The organism is Phycisphaerae bacterium (genome assembly GCA_024102815.1).
Taxonomy (GTDB): domain Bacteria; phylum Planctomycetota; class Phycisphaerae; order UBA1845; family UBA1845; genus JAGFJJ01.
Window position 1 is genome coordinate 128981 of record JAGFJJ010000076.1, and the last position, 23193, is coordinate 152173.

17 protein-coding genes are annotated in these 23193 nt (G+C 63.7%); 9 read left to right on the plus strand and 8 right to left on the minus strand.

From position 1 onward, the window contains the following. Positions 1 to 22 precede the first annotated feature (22 nt). Together J5J06_19145 and J5J06_19150 are read right to left on the minus strand one after the other, a co-directional pair. Positions 23 to 1408: a sigma-54-dependent Fis family transcriptional regulator gene (locus J5J06_19145; protein MCO6439213.1), complete on the minus strand. Its 1386-nt coding sequence runs from the start codon at positions 1406 to 1408 to the stop codon at positions 23 to 25. A 5-nt stretch (positions 1409 to 1413) separates the two neighbouring features. Further along, positions 1414 to 2901 carry a hypothetical protein gene (locus tag J5J06_19150; protein MCO6439214.1) on the minus strand — a complete coding sequence of 496 codons (1488 nt, stop codon included), beginning with the start codon at positions 2899 to 2901 and terminating at the stop codon, positions 1414 to 1416. 311 nt (positions 2902 to 3212) lie between these two features. Here J5J06_19150 and J5J06_19155 point away from each other — a divergent pair, with 311 nt between their 5' ends. After that, positions 3213 to 3416, plus strand: a complete 204-nt coding sequence (locus J5J06_19155) for a hypothetical protein (GenBank protein ID MCO6439215.1) — start codon at positions 3213 to 3215, stop codon at positions 3414 to 3416. A gap of 127 nt (positions 3417 to 3543) precedes the next feature. Here J5J06_19155 and J5J06_19160 read toward each other — a convergent pair whose 3' ends face one another. After that, positions 3544 to 4332: a cytochrome c3 family protein gene (locus J5J06_19160; GenBank protein MCO6439216.1), complete on the minus strand. Its 789-nt coding sequence runs from the start codon at positions 4330 to 4332 to the stop codon at positions 3544 to 3546. Between the two features lie 337 nt (positions 4333 to 4669). Here J5J06_19160 and J5J06_19165 point away from each other — a divergent pair, with 337 nt between their 5' ends. From J5J06_19165 to J5J06_19180, 4 genes are all read left to right on the plus strand, one after another. Continuing rightward, on the plus strand, positions 4670 to 5536 hold the full coding sequence (locus tag J5J06_19165; GenBank protein MCO6439217.1) for a hypothetical protein: 867 nt from the start codon (positions 4670 to 4672) through the stop codon (positions 5534 to 5536). A 376-nt stretch (positions 5537 to 5912) separates the two neighbouring features. Next, positions 5913 to 8516: an SMP-30/gluconolactonase/LRE family protein gene (locus tag J5J06_19170; protein MCO6439218.1), complete on the plus strand. Its 2604-nt coding sequence runs from the start codon at positions 5913 to 5915 to the stop codon at positions 8514 to 8516. A gap of 258 nt (positions 8517 to 8774) precedes the next feature. Further along, a complete protein-coding gene (locus J5J06_19175; protein MCO6439219.1) occupies positions 8775 to 9857 on the plus strand; it encodes a flippase-like domain-containing protein in 1083 nt (360 codons plus the stop codon). A gap of 45 nt (positions 9858 to 9902) precedes the next feature. After that, the gene (locus J5J06_19180) at positions 9903 to 11030 is read left to right on the plus strand and encodes a glycosyltransferase family 2 protein (protein MCO6439220.1); all 1128 of its coding nucleotides are present in this window, start codon (positions 9903 to 9905) and stop codon (positions 11028 to 11030) included. A gap of 22 nt (positions 11031 to 11052) precedes the next feature. On the opposite strand, the gene J5J06_19185 is transcribed toward J5J06_19180, so the two are convergent. Both J5J06_19185 and aroB read right to left on the minus strand, forming a co-directional pair. After that, positions 11053 to 12930: a glycosyltransferase family 39 protein gene (locus J5J06_19185; protein MCO6439221.1), complete on the minus strand. Its 1878-nt coding sequence runs from the start codon at positions 12928 to 12930 to the stop codon at positions 11053 to 11055. Between the two features lie 210 nt (positions 12931 to 13140). Continuing rightward, positions 13141 to 14241, minus strand: a complete 1101-nt coding sequence (gene aroB / locus J5J06_19190) for a 3-dehydroquinate synthase (protein MCO6439222.1) — start codon at positions 14239 to 14241, stop codon at positions 13141 to 13143. 272 nt (positions 14242 to 14513) lie between these two features. Here aroB and J5J06_19195 point away from each other — a divergent pair, with 272 nt between their 5' ends. Both J5J06_19195 and J5J06_19200 read left to right on the plus strand, forming a co-directional pair. Then, positions 14514 to 15953: a bifunctional folylpolyglutamate synthase/dihydrofolate synthase gene (locus J5J06_19195; GenBank protein ID MCO6439223.1), complete on the plus strand. Its 1440-nt coding sequence runs from the start codon at positions 14514 to 14516 to the stop codon at positions 15951 to 15953. 72 nt (positions 15954 to 16025) lie between these two features. Further along, the gene (locus J5J06_19200) at positions 16026 to 16643 is read left to right on the plus strand and encodes an NAD-binding protein (protein ID MCO6439224.1); all 618 of its coding nucleotides are present in this window, start codon (positions 16026 to 16028) and stop codon (positions 16641 to 16643) included. Here J5J06_19200 and J5J06_19205 read toward each other — a convergent pair. From J5J06_19205 to J5J06_19215, 3 genes are all read right to left on the minus strand, one after another. Beyond that, a complete protein-coding gene (locus tag J5J06_19205) occupies positions 16583 to 16924 on the minus strand; it encodes an STAS domain-containing protein (GenBank protein MCO6439225.1) in 342 nt (113 codons plus the stop codon). The two genes, J5J06_19200 and J5J06_19205, sit on opposite strands and share 61 nt — an antisense overlap. Before the next feature lie 42 nt (positions 16925 to 16966). After that, positions 16967 to 18064 (minus strand): hypothetical protein, encoded by a 1098-nt coding sequence (locus tag J5J06_19210; protein ID MCO6439226.1) that lies wholly within the window; start codon positions 18062 to 18064, stop codon positions 16967 to 16969. 136 nt (positions 18065 to 18200) lie between these two features. Further along, positions 18201 to 20300, minus strand: coding sequence for a thioredoxin domain-containing protein (locus J5J06_19215; protein MCO6439227.1), 2100 nt, complete (start codon positions 20298 to 20300; stop codon positions 18201 to 18203). A 389-nt stretch (positions 20301 to 20689) separates the two neighbouring features. Between J5J06_19215 and J5J06_19220 the strand changes: the two genes are divergently transcribed. Both J5J06_19220 and gcvPA read left to right on the plus strand, forming a co-directional pair. Continuing rightward, the gene (locus J5J06_19220) at positions 20690 to 21676 is read left to right on the plus strand and encodes an HD domain-containing protein (GenBank protein MCO6439228.1); all 987 of its coding nucleotides are present in this window, start codon (positions 20690 to 20692) and stop codon (positions 21674 to 21676) included. A gap of 96 nt (positions 21677 to 21772) precedes the next feature. After that, the gene (gene gcvPA / locus J5J06_19225; GenBank protein MCO6439229.1) at positions 21773 to 23113 is read left to right on the plus strand and encodes an aminomethyl-transferring glycine dehydrogenase subunit GcvPA; all 1341 of its coding nucleotides are present in this window, start codon (positions 21773 to 21775) and stop codon (positions 23111 to 23113) included. The last annotated feature ends 80 nt before the right edge of the window (positions 23114 to 23193 follow it).

Genomic DNA, 23193 nt, shown 5'->3' on the forward strand with positions numbered 1-23193 from the left:
CCTTTTCTCGGCGATTGTCGAATCAGGCCACCGCGGCTTCCGGACCGCTCTTGCCATACTTGGACAAACCGTGCTCATCGAGCTTGCGGTAAAGGCTGGACAATCCGATACCCAGCGCATCGGCGGCCGCAGCCTTGTTGTTCTCGAACATCGCCAGCACTTTCAGCAGGTGCTGGCGCTCGAATTCCGCGTTGGCGGCGCGGAGATTCAGGCAATCGGCGTCGCCGCGCGGACCGGCGCCGGCGAGGAAGATCAGGTCATCGGCGCCCACCTCGGCCCCATCGGCGAAAATCAGCGCCCGTTCGACGACGTTCTCGAACTCCCGCACGTTTCCGCGCCATGAATGCCGGCAGAGAAGCTGCACGGCTTCCGGTGAGAACCCCGGACAATCCGTGTTCAACTCCGCGTTGTACTTCGCCACGAAATGATCCAGCAGCGGGGGGATGTCCTCCGAGCGCTGCCGCAGCGGCGGAATATCCAGGCGCAACACATTGAGGCGGTAGTACAGATCCTCGCGGAACTGTCCCTTGGCAATCGCCTTTTCCAGATCGGAGTTGGTGGCGGCCACGATGCGGATGTTGACCGGCCGAGGCCGATGATCGCCCACGCGCGTGATCGCCCGGTCTTCGATGGCTCGCAGCAGCACGGCCTGGCTCTTCAGCGGCAGATTGCCGATTTCGTCGAGAAACAGCGTGCCCCCGTCGGCCGCTTCGAAATAGCCGATGTGATCCGAATTGGCGCCGGTAAACGCCCCCTTGCGATAGCCGAACAGCTCGCTCTCCACCAACGTGTCCACCAGTCCGCCGCAGTTCACCGCGACGAAGGCCCGGTCCCGCGTAACGCCCGAGTAGTGCAGCGCCCGGGCGATAACCTCCTTGCCCGTGCCGCTCTCGCCGCAGACGAGCACATTGCTCATTGTGCCGTTGATCCGCTCGATCGACCGGCGGATGAAGTGCATCGCCTGAGAGTCGCCGACGATCTCCGTCACGGCGTGGGCCTGTCGCAACTGCTTGCGCAGCACCTCGTTCTGCCGTTCGAGATCGTCCTGGGCGAGCAGGCGCTTCAGCTTGAAAATCAACTCGTCGAAGATCAGCGGCTTGCAGAGATAGTCGCGTGCCCCGTTCTTCATCGCCTCCACGGCCGTTTCGACCTCGCCGAATGCCGTAATGACGATGATGCTCGCATCCGGGGCGTGCTCCTTGGCGTGGCGGATCAGGTCCATTCCGTTGATCCGCGGCATGCGCAGATCGGTGATCATGGCATCGATGGCCCGTTGCTTGAGCGCGCGGAGCGCGGCCGCGCCGTCGGCGCAGGCGATCACCTCGAACCCTTCATCCTCCAGCACCTGCGCAAGGTTCTTGCGCAGCGTCTCCTCGTCGTCCGCCAGTAGAATGCAGTGCGTACTCATGTGATTCAGCCTTCCGGTGGTTTCCGGAGAATCGGCAAAAGGACCGTAAATCGCGTCCCCTCCCCCACGATCGAGTCGAACTCGATCGTTCCCCCGTGCTTCTGGACGATCCCGTAACTCACCGAGAGCCCGAGCCCCGTCCCCTGGCCCGGCTCCTTGGTCGTAAAGAAGGGCTCGAAAACGCGCCGGCCCACATCCGGCGCAATCCCGCAGCCCGTGTCGCAAACCTCCACCGCGATGTCGCCCCGCCGCCGCGAGGCGCGAATCGTCAGCGTTCCGCCTTCGGACATCGCGTCCAGCGCGTTGAGCGCCAGATTGAGAAACACCTGTTGAAGTTCGCCGCGGAGCCCATACGTCGTCGGAACGTCGTCGTGCACGGACAGATCAATCTTCACGCTCCGCGCCTTGCGGTTGAACGAGACCAGCGCCACGACCTCCTTCAACAGGCTGTCGATGTCAACCAGTTCCCAGGTCGCGGCGCTGGGACGTGCCAGGCTCACCATCTGTCGCACCGTTCCCGAAATTCGTTGAATGTGCGTCTGAATGAGATCGAGCTGATCGCTGATCGGCTCCGACGACGATCGCGACGCGCGTTTGACCATTTGCACGATCGAGGAAATGCTCGAAAGGGGATTGCCGATCTCGTGCGCCACGCCCGCGGCCATCTGCCCGACCGCGACCATTTTCTCCTTTTCGACAAGCTTGGAGCGCATCCGGCCGAGCTGGCGATTCTCCTGTTCCAGCAGGAACATCAGGTTGTTGAAGCTCTCGCCGAGTTCCGTGAGTTTGTCAGGGCACGATCGCCGGAAAACGGCGCAGTCGTGGCATTGCTGGAGCTCGATCTCCGGTGCGTCCTTGCCCCGGCACGCTCCGCCCAGCGCCACAACCTGCCAGCAGCGCTGACCCGGCGACGAGTACATCGGGCACTCCGTGCGGGTGCAGTGCAATGCGTCCCGGCAGTGCACCAGATGCGGATTCTCAAAGCGCGAACGCAGCGAGCCGTCTGTCTTGTAGCCTTCGAGAAGTCGGGCGAGATGGTCCGCCGTTGCCGCCAGCAGGCGATGCTGCCGGTCCATCACCAGGTACACGCCGGAACTCGTCACGGCCGTGACAACTCCCGCCCAGGCCGTGAGCAAGCCGTGCTCCCAGCCGATCGACAGCGTCGGGAGAAGCCGTCGCAGTGTCACCGCCCACAGGACGAACAAGGCGGCGAGTACGAACAGGACGCCGAGGGGGATCAGCAGCAAGGGTCGGCCGACACGCGCCAATGGGATGTGCGCCGAGGACCCGCCGGCGGCTGCCCCGCCGGGAGAACGGTAGTCCGCCACCGAGACATTCGATTCTGCGGAAAAATCCCCATCCGAAATGGGCTTGGCCGAACCGCGCTGTGTGACGCGCTGCGGCGAAGCGTCCGCGGTTGGGACGCCGAGCTCGACCTTTGGCCGGCCGGGCGCAGGGTCCACGCGGGGGCTGGGATTGGAGCGCACCTCCATGGGGCGGACTCACGTCGGTGGGCGGGTGTCCCGGGGGAAGAATTGACGAATAATTCCTGACGGCCCAAGCCCGGGAACGGGCAGCGGAAAGACACTTTCCCTCTCCGTTGGTGCCCGCCTCTCACCGTTGAGAATCATAGGGCAACTGCCGTGCCGTTTCGCCAGGAATTCCCCTCGTAGTCGGTAGACAAATCGGACGTCGGCATGCATCTTGCTGACTACGAATGAAACAGCACCCGCGGTGTCGCCGCGCGCCGCAAGCCCTGCCGTGGCGAACAGTGAGCGTTCGGGCCAATAAGGAGCCGGAAATCGTGCGAAATAACAGCACTTTTCGAGGGAGAATGGGGAAGATCGTTGTCGTGGGCTTCCTGTTCGTGTCGACGCCCCTGCTGATGGGCGGCTGCCAGGAGTTCCGCAATCAGTCCGTTACGGCCGTCGAATCCGCGACGCGCGGCGTTCTCGACGCATTGCTCACGGCCTATTTCGACGCGTTGCGTACCAACGACAACGGCTAGCGGGGCGTCGATCCCCGGAATAACCGGATCAGGTTTCCCGCTTTAACAAACACCGTCGCGGCGATTGGATTGAAGGTTGCGCCTAGCTGGGGGAATTGGCGCACATCTTGCGCGGAATACCACCCATTTAGTCCATGTCGTGGCAAGATAGGCAAAGTTTCGAGCCTTCGATCGGCACGGTGAGTTTTGCCGGGTCGCTCGAATAGAGATTGTGGCAGGACACGCAACTGACCGCTCCGCCGGGCAGCCGCACTTCCTTGGGCAGCAGACCGGCAGGACGCATCCTTGTGGTTCCCGGGCGCCCCTTGCTACGCGAATAGGCAATGCCCACCGGATGGTTGGAGTCCCGGTCGCCGGGATACCCGCCGACGCGGTGCCCCATGATTCCGGTCGAGTCCGGCGCGCTAACGCCGTCGTGGCATGACATGCAACGCCGCGATTCGATATCCAAACCGACGCCCGAAGATACGGTGGCCGACATGCTCGCGCGGACGTGCGCCCGGTCCATTGCCTGCCAATGGCCCAGCGAAGCATTGCCTTCGTGGCAGTGCGCGCAGAATGCCGCGCCGCGTTCCTGGCCGCGGAGGTTCACCGCTGCGCCCCGCGCCAAGGAAGGAATACCCTCGTGGCACGTGCGGCACGTGATGGTCCCGCCGGCGTCCAATGGCCATCCTTCGGGTATCCGCACTTTCTCGGACGGTACGACACCCACGGGGTGGTTGATGTCACCGGGGCCGTTTCGAAGGGATCGCGTCCAGTCTCCACTTTCCCCGCCGGAGGTTCCGGCCGCCGTAATTATCGCGAAGGGCAACAGGAACAGGAATGTCCGACGTGCGCGCGGTGCACGCCGCAGGGGAGCGTGCGAGGGCAGGTTTTTCATGGGATCGGCCGACGGCGAAGCGCGGTGTGGACGCACTCGTCGAGTTCGTCCGGCGCACTCTTCGCGCCGGCGAATCCGGACGTTGCCGTCCTATCCGACCGGGCCTCTTCCGGCTGGTCTTTCCCCCGCTTCGGGTGTGGTGTTTTCGAGGTTCCTGCCGCTGGGGATTGCCCGGCGGCTCCCACGCAAACGTACGATATCGCCGCGCTCGAACTGGTGCGCCGGTGCGCGACGGACGTGAAAACTTTTACCGGACCGGCGCAGGAAATCCGGGGCCCGGGGACCGGGCGGCCGACCGTCCGTGCCTAGAATGGCATGTCGGATGCAGGGTGGACCCGGGGACCCTCAACAGAGTCGGACCGGAGCGGGGTACATGTCCAGCCGTAATTCAGCCATGCGAGCCGCCGCGCGGCGCGTCCGCCGCGTGCTTCTTGCGTGGTTGGCGCTGCTTGCATTCGGCATGGCGGATTCCCTTGGTGCGGCCAGCGTCGCTCTGAACCCCGTCAAAGACGGCACACTCGTGGACGGTGGTGAATACGGCGTGTTTGACGGTGTTGCGGACGCCGCCGACTGGACCTTCAACGACTCCGCATTTCTCGAGGGGGCGATTTCACTTTTCTTTGGCGAGCCGCCAAGGGAATATCGCGTTGTCTGGGAATACAACCTGGGCGCCGTGAATTTCGTGCCGCCGGTCGTCGCCCGGCTTCAATTCAGCCTGCGACCTGCAGCCATCTACGTCAAGCCGACCCCACCGCCAATACCGGTGCAGGTGGTTTCATACCCCGCCGATCTCGTGGAATCGTTGAGCGACTTTCAAGCCGGACCAGCGGTGCTTCAAGGTGCTGTTCTCGTCCCGCGCCCTTATCCCCCGCCCACGACTTCCTTCCGCATCAACGTCAGCGACCTCGTCAACAAAGCACGTCAAGACGGCGCCCCGGGCGTGGCGTTTCGATTCCAGATCGAGGATGTCGGAAGCGACACGAGCATGCAGGCATTCATCGACGCTCTGGACAGCGACCCAACCACCAAGCCCATCCTGACCATCTACGACCGCATGCCCGGCGACTTCAACGAAAACGACGTCGTCGGACTGGATGATCTTCCCACGCTGGCCGCGTGCATCGCCGGTCCGGGCCAGACGCCGCCCATCGGCTGCACACTTCCCGACCAGAACCTCGACAACGACGTCGATCTCGCGGACGCCGCCGCCTTCCTGATGCAGTTCGGCTCGACCCGCTGACCACAGACTTGACGTTCCGATTGGCCCATGCGGGCTGTTTTGCCTTCCGGCCGTTGAAGCGCCACCGTGCGTTGTTGATTCCGCAGCCTCTCACAAACGAGAGCTTGCCCCGGGGCATTCTCAAGATCGAGAAACGCAACGCGGCCGCGCGAAGTCCGGCGTTGCTGCTCCACCGTCCATAACTCCGGCAATCACAACGCCTAAGACCTCGCCTGATCCCGCCGTCATTCCGGCGGGTACCGCCGGGGAATGGGTGGCATAGGCCTTGCCCGATCAGGACATACGCGGGCGCCATTGCCCCCGCTCTCGGGCCGAATTGTCCTGGGAAACCGAGGTTCACGATTTCACGGTTTTCGTTAACGCGGAGGAGCGAACAATGATTGCTGCGTATCTGGTAGCCATGGCATCGGTCACCTTCGGGCAGAGTGTAACGCCCGCGGCGACCCTGACCGGCGTCGACCATCCGACCCGCCTCGCGGCGACCGCCGGCGGCGGCGTGTACGTGACCGACCAACTGGCCGCGGAAGTGGTCGAGTTCAATGCGGCCGGTACAGAGGTCGCCCGCTTCCCGATCCCCGAGGGTCCGATCGGCATCGCCACCGGACCGGGCGGACAGATCTACGTCTCCCTCATGGACGGCACGGTCGGTATCTATGACGCAACGTTCGCGTCGACCGGCGCTCTCGATCCGAGTCCGATGACCTTCGTCCAGCCCAACGGCGTGGCGGTCCACCCGGTTTCGGGCGAGGTCTATGTCGCCGACATGGGCGCGGATGCCATCATGGTGTTCGATGCGGCCGGTGTGCTCCAGCGTGCCTGGGGTATGGAAGGATCGGGCCTCGGACAGCATATGTCCTCGGTTTCGCTCGCCATTGACGCTTCGCTCGGCCGCGTGCTTGTCGCTGATACCGACAACTTCCGCGTGCAGGAGTATGACACTGCCGGCACCCTGCTCGGCAAGTTCGGCTACAAGACTTTGTACGTGGGCAGCACGCAGGTGGCGTGGCTGGCCCGCACCAGCGGCATCGCGGTCGATACCTGCAGCAACATCTACCTTGCCGACGCCCTCATGGGCACGGTCCGCGTGTTCAATTCCAGCGGCGTCGAAATCGATTACACCACCCCCCTGATTTCCGTGCCGGCGACTTCCTCGCAGGCAAGCTTCCTGACGGACATGATCATCGCCGGCGGCAAGCTCTACCTGGCCAACAACGGCACGGCCGAGGTCGACGTCTATGACCTGACCTGCTCCATGCCGCGCGGCGATTCCATTGGCGATCCCGCAACGAACGACGAGGTGGCCCTGGCCCGCAAGGGACGCTCGACGCGCACGGCGGTCGGCCCGGACAATCCGTTCGATATCGTCCAGGCCATGCGGAACGGCCAGTATGACGCTTCGCTGGACCTCAACCAGGATCGCCGGGTCAACACCCGCGACCTGGATATCGCTGTGGCGTCCTTCGGGGCTGCCACCAGCGACGATTTCCTGGCGATGAATTCGCCGTTGGCCGCCGACTTCACCTGGGGCGTCGTTCCGCCGCACATGATTGATATTCCCAATCAGTGCGGTCGCTGCCACAGCATGAACGGGCAGCCCGGCGGCATCACCTCCGACTGGGGTCAGGCCAACCTGTGCGGTTCGTGCCACGTCGGCGCGGGCGTCGCTCTGGAAGGCGCTCTGACCTTCGCGGACAAGACCATGCACCACCCCACGGGCGTCGCCGCGGACAGCGGTGGAGTCATGGGGCCGGCGATGGGCAGTGATCTTCTCGATCACCTCGACGGCGGTGATGTTCGTTGCGGAACGTGCCACGAGCCCCACGCTGCATACCAGGGTACCTGCCAGGTTCCGGCCAATGGCATGCCCACGCCGCAGCCGCACATCGGCCGCTGCATGGACGGCCCCAAGAACGGGCAGCTCTGCGAAGTGGACGGGCAGTGCAATCTCGAATACCTCCGCGCCAACGGCAACAGCAACGCGCTTTGCGGCGAGTGCCACGAGGAGTATCACGAATGGCAGCACGCCGGTCACTCGGACGAGCTGGCCGATCCGTTCTCGCACTATCAGTGGAGCCTGAGCAATCGTTCGGCCTGCCGCGTGTGCCACTCCGGCGACGGCTTCATCGACGCGTCAAAGGGAATGGCGCCCGCCGATCAGCGCGGCACGTTCCGCGTTATCGACTGCCTCACCTGCCACGCCACCCACGGCGAGGCCCAGGCGGATTCGCTGCTCCGCGTCTATGACGACGTGACCCTGCCGGCCGATCCGGTCAACTTCCCGGGCGGTCTGATGCTGACCAACAAGGAAGGCAGCGCGACGTGCATGACCTGCCACAACGGCCGTACGGCGCCGCCGACGCAGAACTCCAACCCCACACCGGTCTCCACGCCGCACTATGCCCTGGGTGGTGTGATGCTCGAAGGCATCAACGCCGTGGAATTCGGCAATACGTCGCTGACGAATTCACCGCACACGACGCTCGCCTCCTGCGTTGATTGTCACATGGCCCCCGGACCGGCTTCGGGTCCAGGAGCAGGCAAGGTTGGTGGGCACACCTGGCACCTCGCCGTCCACGATCCGGCTGACCCGGACTTCGGCTTCGAGAACGCGGTCAGCGCTTGTGGCGGATGCCACCCCGGGCTGACGACGCTCAATCGCCCGTCGCCCGACTATGACGGCGACGGCGTTGCCGAAGGCGTCATGGTGGAGACGCAGGGCCTGCTCGACCTGGTCTTTGCTGAGATTACCGCCCGGGGCGCGATCAAGCTGCCGAGCTACCCGTATTGGGATCTTAACCCCGTACCTTCGGGCGAGAGGATCCTCGTGAAGAACTGCATCTGGAACTGGCAGTACGTGACGAACAGCGGCGACCTCGGCGTGAAGAACACCTCCTACGCCGTGGGCGTGCTGCAGCTCACCTACGAGCAACTTACCGGCGCGCCGCTGGCGCCTCCGGCAGTCCTTCGGTACGTGCCGTAGGAATGTGACGTAGGACAAGGAACTTCGGCGAGTCTATTGGCGTGCCGTCGACGAAACAGGTCGGCGGCACGTCTTTTTTTCCCCTCGACGTATCGGGTTCGCAGCCACAGCGGCGCAGCGTATCGCCGGAATGCGTGTGTGCCTCTTCCGTCCTTCCGCCCGCGCCCCGGCCGTGATAGGGTGTTGCGCCGGGTGCGGTTGCGTCGCAATCGCACGTTTGCCGTTGTTCTCCCGTGTCCGCTCCGCGAACCTGCACACATGCCGACGGAACCGGTCATCGAATCCGCGGACGTCGCTTCCGAACCGGCGCGATCCTCTCCGTGGCGCCGCTGGCTGTTCCGCATCCTCAAGTACGCTTTGCTCGCCGTCGTCCTCGTCGCGCTTGGCAGCCACGTACGCAAGCTCATTGCCGACTGGCGGGCCCACGAGTCCGTTCTCCGCGACACGCCCATCCGCCCCGGATGGCTTATTGTCGCGGCGCTAACCTACGGAGTCGGCCAGGTGTGCTTTGCGGCATTCTGGTGGCGGCTGCTCGTGCGCCTCGGGCTTCATCGCCGGTTCAGTCCGGTGCTTCAGGCCTACGGCATCGGCACGATGGGCAAGTACGTACCCGGCAAGGCCCTCGTGGTGCTGATTCGCACGGGCATGATCACGATTCCCAACGTCGGGCGGGTCTGGGTCGGATTGTCCGCCGTTTACGAGACCTTCGTCATGATGTCGGTCGGCGGATTGCTCGCCGCCGTGTGCCTCTTCATTGTTCGTTCCGACGATGTCCTTGTCTGGGCCGGGGCCGCCGCCGCCGGAATCGGCCTGAGCGCCGTTCTGCACCCGGTCTTCTTCGGGCGTTTTGCCCGCCTCATCGCTCTGCCCTTCCGCCGCGAGGGCAACGAGCTATCCACCGCCGGCTGGTACACGGCCTATTGGAAGCTCGGTTGGATCTCGGCGATCGCCTGGGTGCTCTCGGGCGCCAGTCTATTCGCCGTGCTGCTCTCGCTTGGTGTGGAACGTCTGCTCGGCGTGGATTTCCTTCTCGCCGTCGGAACGGCAGCCCTCGCCACCACGGCCGGGTTTATCGTCGTCGTACTTCCGGCGGGAGTCGGCGTGCGCGAGCTGATCATCATCCATCTGCTGGAGCAGCCTTTCGGCCACGGCCGCGCCGTCCTTGCCTCGCTCATCCTCCGAACCGTCTGGACGCTCACGGAAATCGCCTTGGCGGGCGGTTTATACGGACTTTACCTCTGGCACAAGCCGCGACGGCCGTCCGAAAACCGCGAGGCGACGTCCGATCCGGCATCGCCGCGGGAAGTGCCTCCGTTTCCCGCGGGCGGCTCGGATCGCTAAGATACGACTTTGGCACGGTCCTGTTGGTTCACGAGAAACGCGCTCATGTCCCTGACCTCTCCCGACGCACAGCAGCGCCAAGTGCGATCCTCGCTGCGCCCCGATCATGGCGACGGCGCCGCGGCGCGCGTGTTCTGCGACCTTTCCGTCATCGTCCCCCTTTATAATGAGGAAGAGAACGTCCAGGCCATGTTGGGCGAGCTTGTTCCCGTGCTGGAAGCGACCGGCTTGGACTATGAAGTGATCTGCGTTGACGACGGCAGCCGCGATCGCACCGTCGAACTGCTTCTTGCCGCGGCCGAGGGTAACTCCCGCGTCATCCTTGTTGAGCTGCGCCGCAACTTCGGCCAGACCGCCGCCATGGCCGCCGGCATCGAGCACAGTCGCGGGCGCGTCCTCGTGCCCATTGACGGCGACATGCAGAACGACCCCGGGGACATCCCCGCGCTGCTCGCCAAGCTCGAGGGTCCTCCAGCCTACGACATCGTCAGCGGCTGGCGGCACAAGCGCCATGACAAGTGGCTAACCCGCAAACTGCCCTCGAGGATGGCCAACGCCATCATCCGCCGCTTCACCAACGTCCCCATCCACGACTTCGGCTGCACGCTCAAGGCCTATCGCCGTGAAGTGCTCGAACACGTGAGCCTGGGCAGCGACCTTCACCGCTTCCTGCCCGCCCTCGCGCAATGGCACGGTGCGAACATCGCCGAAATGGTCGTGAACCACCGCCCGCGCACGCGAGGCAAAACCAAGTACGGCCTCGACCGTACCGTCCGCGTCCTGCTCGATCTCGTGACCGTGAAGTTCCTCGGCAGCTACATGACGCGCCCGCTCTACTTCTTTGGCAAGATCGGCATGGCCGCGTTTGGCCTGGCGTTGGTCCTGCTGATCGTGGCCATTGGGCAGAAATTCGGCTACATGGGACAGCCCGACGGACTCAACCTGAACCGCAACGTGCTCGTCTCGCTTTCGGCCTTGCTGGTCTTCTGCACCGTGCAATGCGTGCTCTTCGGCGTGGTCAGCGAATTGCTCGTGCGGATCTATCACGACATCCGCGAGATGCCCATCTACCGCGTGCGACGCGTGATCCGCGGCGGCGCTCGACTGGAGGCCTCGGCGAGCGCTTCGCGGGTGGCGTCGGAAACACGGGAACCGGCGGGCGTGAAGCCATAGTGGAAACGATGCGAAGCGTCCCTCATTCGGCGTTGATGGTCACGAGGTAAATCCGCTTGTCATCGCCGCATAGTCGGGCCACTTCCCGAAACCGCGCCCCGAACTGCTCTTCCAGCCGATCGCGAGCCACCTGGCGTGCGAGGAAGTAGCAGACCGGCCCCTGGCAGTGCTCCATGCCGTCCTCGGCACTCTTCGGCCAGCGAATCGCGTTACGCGAATAGAAACCGAAGTCAGCCAGTTCGCCCGCCCGATCACTGCCCACCTTGTCGGACAGGACATACAGCTCCGTCCCCGGCGGAACGAGATCGTCCATTCTTCGTGCTTCCGGTGCGACGCTCAGGAATTCGGAGCGTATCGGAATGAACGCGAACACTTGCACCGGCTTGAGCGCCAGGATCACCATCGCCAGTGCAACGCCAGCCGCGGATCGCCGCTCCAGGCGCCAGAACCGAACCGCCATCGATGCCGCGCCGATCATCAACACGCCGCAAGTCAGCGCGGACCAGCCGGCCGCGCGTGATGCCGTCTCACTCAGCGGAACCCACGCTGACGGCAGGGCGTCAGCAAGCACGAGCGCGCCGAACGCCGCGACTCCCGTCCCGACCAGAATGCCAAGCGCGGACAGACCCGCCACGGCCATGGAACACGCCTGCTGCGCCGCGGCAGGAACTCTCCGGCGAACGTAGCCCCGCCAGACCATCGCCGCCATGAGCGTTGCGGCTCCCAGGCAAATCAGCCAATAGCGTCCGGCCTTGGCAGGAACGATCAACAGGAAGATTGCGGTCGGGACGAGCCACGCCAGCAAGAATGCAAGCGTGGATCGATGTGCCACTGCTCTTGAACGGGGCTCCGGCACCGTGGGGCGGGCTCTGCCTGCGTCTTCGTCTTCCTGATGAGCCGAAGGCTTCAGCTCGCGCGGATTCTCGAAACTGGACGACTCGTCGAGGGCCGCGCGGGTCTCACGATTCAGCACCATCAATGCGAACACGCACGCCGGAAACGCGATAGCCAGAAATTGAAATGGTGCCAGGAGCGTGTCAGCAATGTAGACCAGCGAGTGTGGGACGACGCGCGCCAGAAACTCGATCAGCACGAACCCTCCGGCCTTTTCCGTGCTTACCTCGGAAGACAGTACGCCGAACCACGCCGCGAAACAGGCCAGGCACACCAGCGACCCCGCCCACTGCAGGGGGTGCAATGCGAAGCGCTTCCACGGCCGACCCTGCCCCCGATCCACCCACGCCAGCCCGAGCACCGTCAACCACACCGTCACCAGTACGTGCGGGGCCTTCCAGAAGCTTCCCAGCAGTGCCGCGAAATAGCATCCTGCCAGCGCAAGCGAACGCGTTCGTCCCTGCGCACGCCACGCCCATCCCAGCAGCAGCACCGCCACCGTCGTGAACGCCAGCACACCCATGTCGAGGTCGGCGCGAAGTCCGTAGTCCAGTACTTCCAGGTTCCCACCCGCAAGCAGCGCCGCCGCCGGTCCGGCGCGAGGGTCGATCATCCCCCGGCTTGCGAAGTACATCGCCAGCACATAAAGAACGCCGAGCGCGGCCGAGGGCCATCGCGCGACTTGCTCATCGAACCGCCCGACCACGTGCGCCAGCGCGGCCGTGGTCCAGGCGTGGAGCGGCAGCTTCCGCAGGTACGTCCGGCTGTGAATGGTCGTCACCCATCCGGACTTACCTTCGAACATTTCCCGGGCGACCTGTGCTCGCAGCGTCTCGGTGTTGATCAGTTCGCCGACGCCTGTTCCCCAGAAGAACCAAACGCTCGCGGCGACGAGCACGATCAGGGGCTCCACGATCGCGCGCGTCGTCGAAAGCGGCTTCTCTGTTTGTTCCGCCGAGTGAAGAGAAGGCGGCGAGACATGGGTTGTCGGATCGCGTGTCGTCATGATGTCATCATTGGAATGCGCGCATTCTGCGGATAGGTTGTGCGCCCCTGCTCTTAGGCAGTGTCCTTGGCGAGGCACGAGCTTCAGCTCGCGAGGCCGTTTCGACCTCTACAAATCCATTTGAATCCGGTGAGACACGCGATTCACATACCTCGACCGCGCAAAGCGTTGGTTCCGCTGTACAGACTGTCGTTGCGGGCAGAATTTCATTCACGCCACCATCGAGCGCAGCACTCCGCGCACTGCTGCCACATCGATGTCATCCTGAAGTACCGGCCTGCCGATTCCCTCCAGCAGAACGAAGCGCACCGCGCCGCCCGCAGCCTTCTTGTCGAGCCGCATCGTTTCCAGAAGTGCTTCCACGTCAAGAACCGGATCGATCCGCACCGGTAGCCTCAACCGCAACAGCAACCGTTCGACGCGATCAACGGTACGTGCCTCCAGCAATCCGCAGGCCTGCGATAGTCTGCATGCGGCCACCAGTCCAATTGAAACGCATTCGCCGTGACGAAGCGTGTATCCGCAATGCTGCTCGACGGCGTGTCCGATGGTATGTCCGAGATTGAGCGCCGCCCGCTGGCCGGTCGTCTCCCGCGGATCGGCCTCGACCACGGCGCCCTTGATCGTAACATTCTTGAGAATCAACTCCGCCAGAACCGGCTCGGCCAAGTGCAAAATATCTTCGAGATGCTCCTCGTGAAACGCCAGGAAGGCCTCGTCTTCGATAAGGGCGTGCTTGACCGACTCCGCCAGCCCTGCGCGTATGTCTCGTGTGTCGAGAGTCTTCAGGCAGGAAGGATCGATGAGCACCAATTCGGGCGGATGAAACGCACCGACGAGATTCTTGCCCGCGGCGAGATTCACTCCTGTCTTGCCACCGATCGAGGCGTCGATCATCGCCTCCAGCGTCGTCGGGCAGGTTATCCAGCGGATGCCCCGCATCCAGGTCGCAGCCGCGAACCCCGCCACGTCACTGACCACGCCGCCCCCCAGTGCCAGAATCAGGCCATCCCGCCCGATCGGACGGCGGGCCAAGTCCTCGAAGAGCCTCTCGGCCGTGCCAACGGACTTGGTGGCCTCTCCCGGCTTCAGAATCGAATCCCCGACGGCGCAGCCCGACGCGCGCAGAGATTTCGCAACGGGCTCGAGGTAAGAGGCCGCCACGTTTTCGTCGGTGACAATCTGGACATTCGCCCGTGAGGCCGGACCCGAACGAAGCCGGGCGATCCGTTCGCCGACGCGCCCGAGAAGCCCCGTCTCGACTTCGACCACACTCTCCTTACCTTCGATATGCAGGACCATTCCGGGCATGGCCGGGATTCTACGGCAGACGGTGGCCGAGCTCCTAGGGCATTGAAATGTCCGATAGCGGACATCCCCGCACCCGTCCGAGCTCTCCCGCGTATGAATGAGAGATGAAGCAGTGCGACGCGACGGACCACGAGGTGGATTCGTTGGATTGTAAAAACATGTTTGTTAAAGGCTTGCGCTCTCGTGGAACCTCCTGTTTCGGTTCGTTTGTATCGTCTGTGAGGTTTAGAATACGTTGACGGAAAGTACATCCCTCGTTAGAATGGCGGCTCATGGGTAAGACGACGACCGAGAAAATCAAGCGTTCTCCCAAGAAAACCAAGCCAGGAAAGTCCGATAAGCCAACCGTTCGACAAATCCGCACCTTTCGATCCGCACTGAATTTTCTTGATTCATTGACGAATCACGAGCGGCTCTCGCGGGTTTCGTACGACAGTAACAATTTCGGTCTGGCTCGATCGACTCGGCTTCTGGCGGCCTTGGGTAACCCGCACCGCTCCTTCAAATCCGTGCACGTCGCAGGGACCAAGGGCAAGGGGAGCACCTGCGCCATGTTGGCGAGCATGCTCCAGGCCTGCGGATACAAGGTCGGGCTCTATACGTCACCCCATCTGCTGCATATCCGCGAGCGGATCATGGTCAACGGCGAGCCGATCTCCGAGGCCGAGTTCGCCCGCGCGGTCAGTGCCGTCGCCAGCATCACGACGCGGGCGCGCGTCCCCAAGCCTACCTATTTTGAAGTCTTGACCGTTGCTGCCTTCCACCACTTTGCCGAATCGGGCGTGGATGTTGCGGTGGTCGAGACAGGTCTGGGCGGGCGTCTGGATGCGACCAACGTCATTCAACCGATGGTCACGGCCGTTACGAGCATCAGCTACGACCACATGGCACAGCTCGGCACGTCGCTGACGTCCATTGCCACGGAGAAGGCCGGCATCTTCAAGAAGGGTGTTCCTGTGGTGAGCGCCCCGCAGGTGCCCAAGGTTCGCACGGCGTTGGAGTCCGTGGCCGCCGGCGTGGGTTCTCCAATACGCTATTCCAACGAAGGTGTCGATTTCAGCTACCGTTTCGAGTTTTCCCGGGCGCTCGGGCGTCATTCGCGCATCTGCCTGACCACGCCGACGAGCCGCTTCGAGCACGTTCACGTGCCCCTGTATGGGGAGCATCAGGCCATCAATTGCAGCGTGGCACTGGCCGTTCTGGACGTGCTCAAGACGCAGGGTTTCCCTTTGGACGAGCAGGCCGCGATGCAGGGTCTGGCCCGCGTGGATCTCCCGGGGCGTATGCAGCTCATCAGCGAGACACCGCGCGTCCTTGTCGACGGGGCGCACAATGCGGCGAGCATCGAGATGCTGGTTCGCGCGATCGGGCAGCACATCAGCTATGACTCGATGGTGGTCATCCTCGGTTGCAGCCGCGACAAGGACATCAACGGCATCGTGCGGCAGATTCAATACGGCGCGGACAAGATGATCTTCACGGGTATTCCTTCGCCGCGATCGGCCGATCCCGCCGAGCTTGCCGCCGTATACACCGAAGTTTCCGGAAAAACGGCGCAGGTCGCGCCCGATCTGGACACGGCCATGCGCATCGCCACCAGCGCCATTTCGCGAGAGGACCTGATCTGCATAACCGGCTCGTTCTACCTCGTCGCGGAGGCCATGCGGAAGTACACCAAGGCAACCCAGCCGGTCCCCGTTCCGATTGCTTGATTCGCCGCCGGGCCTTTCCGATCGTATACTGCCGCTTTCGCCCTTCGTAGCGACAGCGCAAAGGAATCGGCCATGCAGTGCTCGGAGCCCTCGGGGGTACTCGCAACCTATCAGGATGGGCAGCTCCTGCTCGACTCGCCGATCAACTGGCCGGATGGCGCCCGCGTCCGCCTCCAAATCTCCCCCGATTCTCAGCCGGCGTTCCTGGCCAAAGGGCACGTCATCATTGCCGGATTCGGATTGTGCGGGCGGTGTGTGGCCGAGCTTCTCGACAAATCGGAAGTGCCCTATGTCATCATCGAGAGAAACCCGGACACCGTGGAGACGCAGCGCTCACTGGGGCGCCGGGTCCTGAAGGGTGATGTAACCAACGCCGCAACGCTGACCCAGGCCGGACTGGGCAATGCATCCATCCTGGCCCTGACCGTGCCCGACGAGGACGCGGTACTGGAGGCCACCGCCCTTGCCCGGCGCATTCATCCCGGGGTCTACATCATCGCCCGGACCACGTACGCGTCGAAGGGGATGCAGGCGTTGCAGCTTGGTGCCGACGAGGTGATCAAGGCGGAACAGGCCGTGGCGTTTCAATTTTACGAGCGGCTGCGCAACGTGCTCTCGGGCGGCTCCAGTCATGAGGAGCGGAGTGACGCCAGCGCCGCCTCCGGCGTGGGAAAAACCTCGAACCACTGATCCAGACGGGTGACTTCCAGCACGCCTTGCACGAAGGGCGGGGGCGCCGCCAGAACGACCCTCCCGCCGCTGAGCCGGGCTCGCGTGACCAGTTGCATCAGCAGCGCCAGACCGGTGGAATCCACGATTTTGACGCCGGCAAGATCGACGATCAATCGCGCCTGATCCCCGCCGACCAGGTCCTGCAATTCCTCGGCGACGCTATCCGCTTCGGAGGCACTCAGGTCGCCCTGGGCGCGGGCGATGGTCACACGGTCTGCCTTTTCAATGTTAAGTTCCATAGGGAGCACTCGCAGCCATCTCGTGCCCGAACCGCGGCCGTCTTATTTCTTGAGGTTTCCCATCTCCAAGCGGCGCGTCGCCGAACGGACCAGCAGGTAATTGACCCCGTCATAGGCCGTGATTTCCCCCGATACCACGAAGATCGGGTCGGGCGGGGCGCTTTCCTGGGCCTCGACCATTCGTTCCAGCGCCTGGCACGGCAAGAGGCGCAGGGGAACGTCGGTCGTTCCGTTCTCCCCGGCCTCGAAGTTGAAGCTCCACCATTGGCCGTCGCGCGTCAGGCGCCCGGGGCGCCGAATGACGGGCACGTTATCCGGCAGTGGGGCGGCGCCGGCCGACGGTTGCAAGGCGGTTTCGGCCTCCGCCGCGGGGACTCTTTCGGGAGCAGGAATCACCTCCCGGCTGGGCTGCTGCTCCTGGAGCAGCTTGATGACCGCATCGGGGTCCATCGGCTTGGCTTGGTTATTCGCCTCGTCGGATTCCGCCGGCGCTTGGTTCGCGCTTGCGGCGTCGGCACCGTTCGGCGGAGCATCTTCCCTTGCAACCGGGGCCTGCGGCTCCGCGGGTGGTGTTCGATGGCGCACCGCGAGGCGAAGAAGCAGGTAGTTCTCGTTCTTGAACAGCGTGATCTCGCCGGATAAGGCGAAGACGAGGTCCTGGTTGCTGTAGAGCAGCGTCCGAACGGCCGCCTCGAGCATGGCGTTGGGAAGAAGGCGCAGCGGCGGGAGCGGCGGATCGTCGGATGCGGGCACAAACGCCCACCAGTCACCCGCCTGCCGCAAGCTGCCCGTTCGATCCACGACGCGCGTGCCCTCCGGCAGAAGGTAGGGCAGATCCTCGGCCTGGCGCGAGACCATCCGGGCGGAGGGGATCCAATCTTCCTGCGGCCGGCGATCACGAACCGTTTCGAGCAGGCGGACGGCGGACTGCCGGCGAGCCTCGTCCTGTGGCGAAAGTGGTCGCGGTGGCGGCAGGGGAGTCGGGTCTGTCTGAGGGACGACGGTCGAGGATTGGTGCTGTCGACCATCCTGAGCGAGGGTGGTGGAGGATGCCACGGCCGCCAGAAGTACGCCGGCAAATGCCGCCTTCAGGAGCAAGGCGGTTTTCAGGCAGTTACGCTGTCCGACTCTGTTCCACATTGTCTGGATCCAAGGCGAATACCGAACCGCGGTCGGTAGCGGAAAAAGAATCGCCCGAATGAGAGTATCGGCATCGCGAGGTCTTGCGTCCAGAGCCGTCCGATAACATCCGCAGCAATAGGTGTTGTGCGTCAATTCACTCCGGCGGCGACGTCGATTCCAACTGCTTGGCCAGTTCCTCGGCCGAGTTCACCGGTCGCTGGCAGTTGTACTGCTCGCACACATAGGCGGTGGGTTTTCCGTTCATCTTCGTCTTCCGCGCCAGGAGCGGGAGCTTCTCGCTGGGGTCGGCGTCGGGCGTGAGGACGACCACTTTGTTGGGCAAGTAACGGTCGAACACCACTCGGAGCAGGGCCTTCGTCTCGGCGTCCTTCGGATCGCCGACGATGGCAATCTCCTTGACGCGATCGTGGTAGAAGTCGGCCGCGCAGAGCAGGTTCTCGAAGGCGGTGGGGGCGCCGTCCACCTGCGAAGCCCAAAGCCGGAGGATTCCCTCGGCCTTCCCGCGGTAGTCCTTGCGGTCGAGCAGAATCGCGAGTCGCAGCAGGTTCTTGGCCATGACCGAATTGCCCGACGGAATGGCGGCGTCGAAGGGATGCTTGGAGCGGGCGATGAGTTTCTCGGCGTCGTCGGCGGTGAAGTAGAATCCGCCCGCCGATTCATCGTAATAATGGCGGACGGCCGTGTCCGTGAGCCGGACGGCTTCGTCCAACCACTTCCGATCGAATGTCGCCTCGTAGAGGTTGAGCAAGCCCTCGATGAAGTACGCGTAGTCGCTCAGGTAGCCCGTCAGCCGCGCCTGTCCCTTCCGCCATGTACGCAGGAGGCGGCCGTCTTTCTGTAGGTTGGTCAGAATGAACGTGGCGGCGCGTTCGGCGGCCTGGGCGTATTTCGGTTGGTCGAGGACCACCGCACCTTTGGCCAGTGCCGCGATCATCAGCCCGTTCCAACTGGTGAGGACCTTGTCGTCGAGCGCGGGCGGGGTGCGCCGGGCGCGAATCTCGAGCAGCTTCTCCCGCCACGATCCGAGTTTCGCTTCCAGCTCCTCGACGCTCAGGTTGTGCATGCGAGCGAAGACTTCGAGCGGCTTGGTGATATGCAGAATGTTCTTCGGGCCCGGCGGGGCGTGGCCGAAACGCTCAAACCAGTTGCCCGTCGGCGTCACATCGTAGTACGCACAGAACAGCCGGGCGTCCTCCTTGCCCAGGGCCTCTTCGAATTCTTCCGCCGTCCAGATGTAGAACTTTCCTTCCAGACCGTCGCTGTCGGCATCGCGACTGGAATAGAAGCCACCCTCGGGCGAGGTCAGATCCGCGAGGACATAATCGAAGATGTCGGCGGCGATGTAGCCGTAGAGCGGATCGTGGTTGAGCTGGTAGGCGTCCAGGTAGATGGAGCTCACCAGCGCCTGGTCGTAGAGCATCTTCTCGAAGTGGGGGACGAGCCATTCCACGTCCGTGCTGTAGCGGCAGATGCCCCCTCCGAGGTGATCGTAGATGCCGCCGCGGGCCATGTTGTCCAATGTGACTTTGACCGCGTCGAAGAGATCGCTCTTTTGCGTGAGGCGATAGACGCGGAGCATCAGGTCCATGGCCATGCTGGGCGGGAACTTGTTGGTTCCACCGCCGCTGATGCCGCCGCGTGAGCGGTCGAAGTAGCCGCCGATCGTGCCGGCCGCGCGATCGATGGTTTCTCTCGGAACGACGCCCTCCGCCGGCGGGGGTGAGGCAGCCATCTGGCCGATGACGAGCTCGCCCTGTTCGGCGGCCTTGCGGATGCGCTCCGGTTCGTTCTTCCACACGGTCGCGATCTGCTCCAGGGCGTTCATGAACTGGGGCTTGGGGAAGTAGGTTCCGGCAAAAAAAGGCCTTCCGTCGGGCAGGAGCCAGACGCTCATGGGCCAGCCGCCGTGACCCGTCGTCGACTGGGTGTAGTTCATGTAAAGCTCGTCGAGGTCGGGGCGCTCCTCGCGGTCGACCTTGACGCTGACAAAGCCTTTGTTGAGGGCGGCGGCGACTTCCGCATCTTCGAAGCACTCGTGCTCCATGACATGGCACCAGTGGCAGGCCGCGTAGCCGATGCTCAGGAAGATCGGCTTGTTCTCCTCGCGGGCCTTTTCGAGCGCCTCCGGTGACCACTCGTACCAATCCACGGGGTTGTGGGCATGCTGGAGGAGATACGGGCTGGTGGCATGGATCAGTCTGTTGGCCGGGGCCTGGTCGGATGTCTGGCTCATGCTCGGTATCTTACTTTCCGTGGAAGGCGGTTCGGCAATCAACTGCGGACAAGTTCCCCAAAGGGCGGTAGCGGCCGCGAGGAGTCTGCGGCGAAGGAGACGGTTCCGGTGTGGCGTGGTTTGCCGCCGTTCGTGACGCATGGGGCTCATTCGCTTCGGATTCCGCGCCGGCAGTCGAAGAGGGTGCGGTATTCTGACAGGAAATCGACAGACCAACGGGGGTCGGGGGATTTTAGGGATGCGCTGGCGGTGGTCAAACGCCCTTCATTGGCGGTCCGGCGTCCGCGACAGCGAGTGCTCTAACCTTGCTCGAGCCCCCGACGAGGGATAGTGTACGAATCCTTGATGACTTGCCGTCTCGGTGACGGGCGCATCCCGTGGAGCAGGGCGTGGCCAAACGTTTCATCAACGAACTTCGGGCGGGCGACCAACTGCCGGGCGAGGTGTTTCAAATTCGCTCGAAGGACCTCCGCACGACGACGCAGGGCGGGCTGTACATCCACGCCGTGCTCACCGACCGATCCGGGCAGATCGTCGCCCGCCAGTGGCAGGCCACCGAGGACGGGTTCCGGGCCATGCCAGAGGGGGGGTTCCTCCGCTTCAAGGGCCGGGTAGAGAGCTACAAGGGTAATCCACAGTTTATCATCGATGCGATGCAGCCGGTCGAAGACGGCGGATTCGAGCTCGGCGATTTCCTACCGGCGTCCACGAAGGACGTCGCCCAGATGCAGAGCCGGCTGGAAGCGATCTTGCAGGGGATCAAGCACGACGAGCTGAAGGCGCTGATCGGGGAGTTCCTGGCGGACGAGGGGCTCATGGCCGCGTTCTGCCGGGCTCCGGCGGCGGCGGTCATGCACCATGCGTATCTCGGCGGGTTGCTGGAGCACACGCTGAACGTGCTGGAGCTCGCCCTGCTGATCGTGCCGCGCTATCCGCAGCTCAATATGGATCTGGTCTTGGCCGGCGTGTTTCTGCACGACATCGGCAAGTCGGCCGAGTTGAGTTTCGAGACGGGGATCGGATACACCGACGAGGGGCAGTTGTTGGGGCACATCATGATCGCCGCCAACTGGATCCAGCAGAAGGCGGATCGTATCGCCGCCCGACGGGGCAAGCCGTTCCCCGATGCGGTTCGCGCCGCCTTGCAGCACATCGTGCTCAGCCATCACGGGCGGTACGAGTTCGGCAGCCCCAAGCTCCCGGCGATGCCCGAGGCGATTGCCGTGCACCATCTGGATAATCTGGACGCCAAGGTGGCCATGCTGGTTGGCGAGATCGAGCATGATCCGGATGCCGTAACGCACTGGACGAACTATAATAAGGCACTGGAAACGAAGGTGTACAAGCTGGACGTGGACGGTCGGCGTCGCGTTTGACGGCCGTCTGGATGTTGCAAGCCGTTCCCTCTTCCGCGGGCAAAATTCCCTGGATTGTTCCGGACTCGCCGAAGGGGCGTACACCGAGAAACTCCCATGCGATATACGCAGATCACCGAGAAACAGGAACGGGCGATGCTCGAGGACATCGGAGCGCGCTCGATTGAGGAGCTCTTTTCGACGATCCCCTCGGCCTTGCGCCTGAAGACGTCGCTGAAGATTCCCGCGGGCGTCAGCGAGCTCGAACTCCTGCGCGATGTCGAGTCACTGGCGAGTCGAAATCACCCGTGCTCGGAGGCCGTGTGCTTCCTCGGCGCCGGTGCCTACGACCACTTCATCCCCACCGTTGTCGATGCGCTTGCGGCGCAAACGGAGTTCGTTACGGCCTACACGCCGTACCAGGCAGAGGCGTCACAGGGCATCCTGCAACTCTTCTACGAATTCCAGACCATGGTCTGCCAGATCACGGGCATGGACGTGGCCAACGCCTCGCTATATGAGGGAGCGACCGCGGCGGCCGAGGCCATGATGATGGCCTCGAGCATCACCCGGCGCAATCGCCTGATCGTCCCCGATAACGTTCATCCGGACATCCTCTCCGTGCTTCGCACCTACGAACGGGAGCGGGAGCAGGAGATGGTCATCGCACCATCGAAGGATGGCCTGGTAGACGAGTCCGCGCTGGGCGACCTGCTCGATGACAGTACGGCTGCGGTGCTGGTGCAATCGCCAAACTTCTTCGGCTGCGTGGAGCAGCTCGACCGGATGATACCGAAGATTCAGGCCTGCGGGGCGCTGGCGGTAGTTTCCATGGACCCGATTTCGTCGGGCGTGCTCAAGTCGCCGGGGGCACTGGGCGCGGACATCGTCGTGGCCGAGGGGCAGGCGCTGGGCGTTCCGCTGCAATACGGCGGGCCGTGGCTGGGGCTCATGGCCACGCGCGAGGCGCACCTGAGGAAGATGCCGGGGCGAATCGTGGGCATGACCCGCGATTCGGAAGGTCGGCGGGGTTTCTGCTTGGCGCTCCAGACCCGCGAGCAGCACATCAAGCGCGAGCGGGCCACGAGCAACGTGTGTACGAACCAGGGGCTACTGGCCGTGCGGGCGTCGATCTACCTCGCGGCGATGGGGCGGCAGGGCATTGCCGAGGTGGCCAGGCAGAGTTTCGACAAGGCACACTACGCGGCCGCGGAAATCGCCAAGTTGGACGGCTTCTCTTTGCGGTTCCCCCAAGCACCGTTCTTTAAGGAGTTCGCCGTCAGGACAACGAAGAACGTCAAAAACGTGATCGAGAAATGCCGAGAGCGCGGCATTCTCGCGGGCGTGCCGCTGGCCCGCTTTGGAGAGCGCTACAGCGACACGTTCCTGGTGGCGGTGACGGAGAAGCGCACGCGACAGGAAATCGACCAATTGGTCGCGGCGCTCAAGGCGGCGTGATTGCATAACGGCGGGCTCAGCCCGCCCCACATGCCTATTCAACGGAAGTTTCTTTCATGGCCGAAGTCGTCGATCCTGCA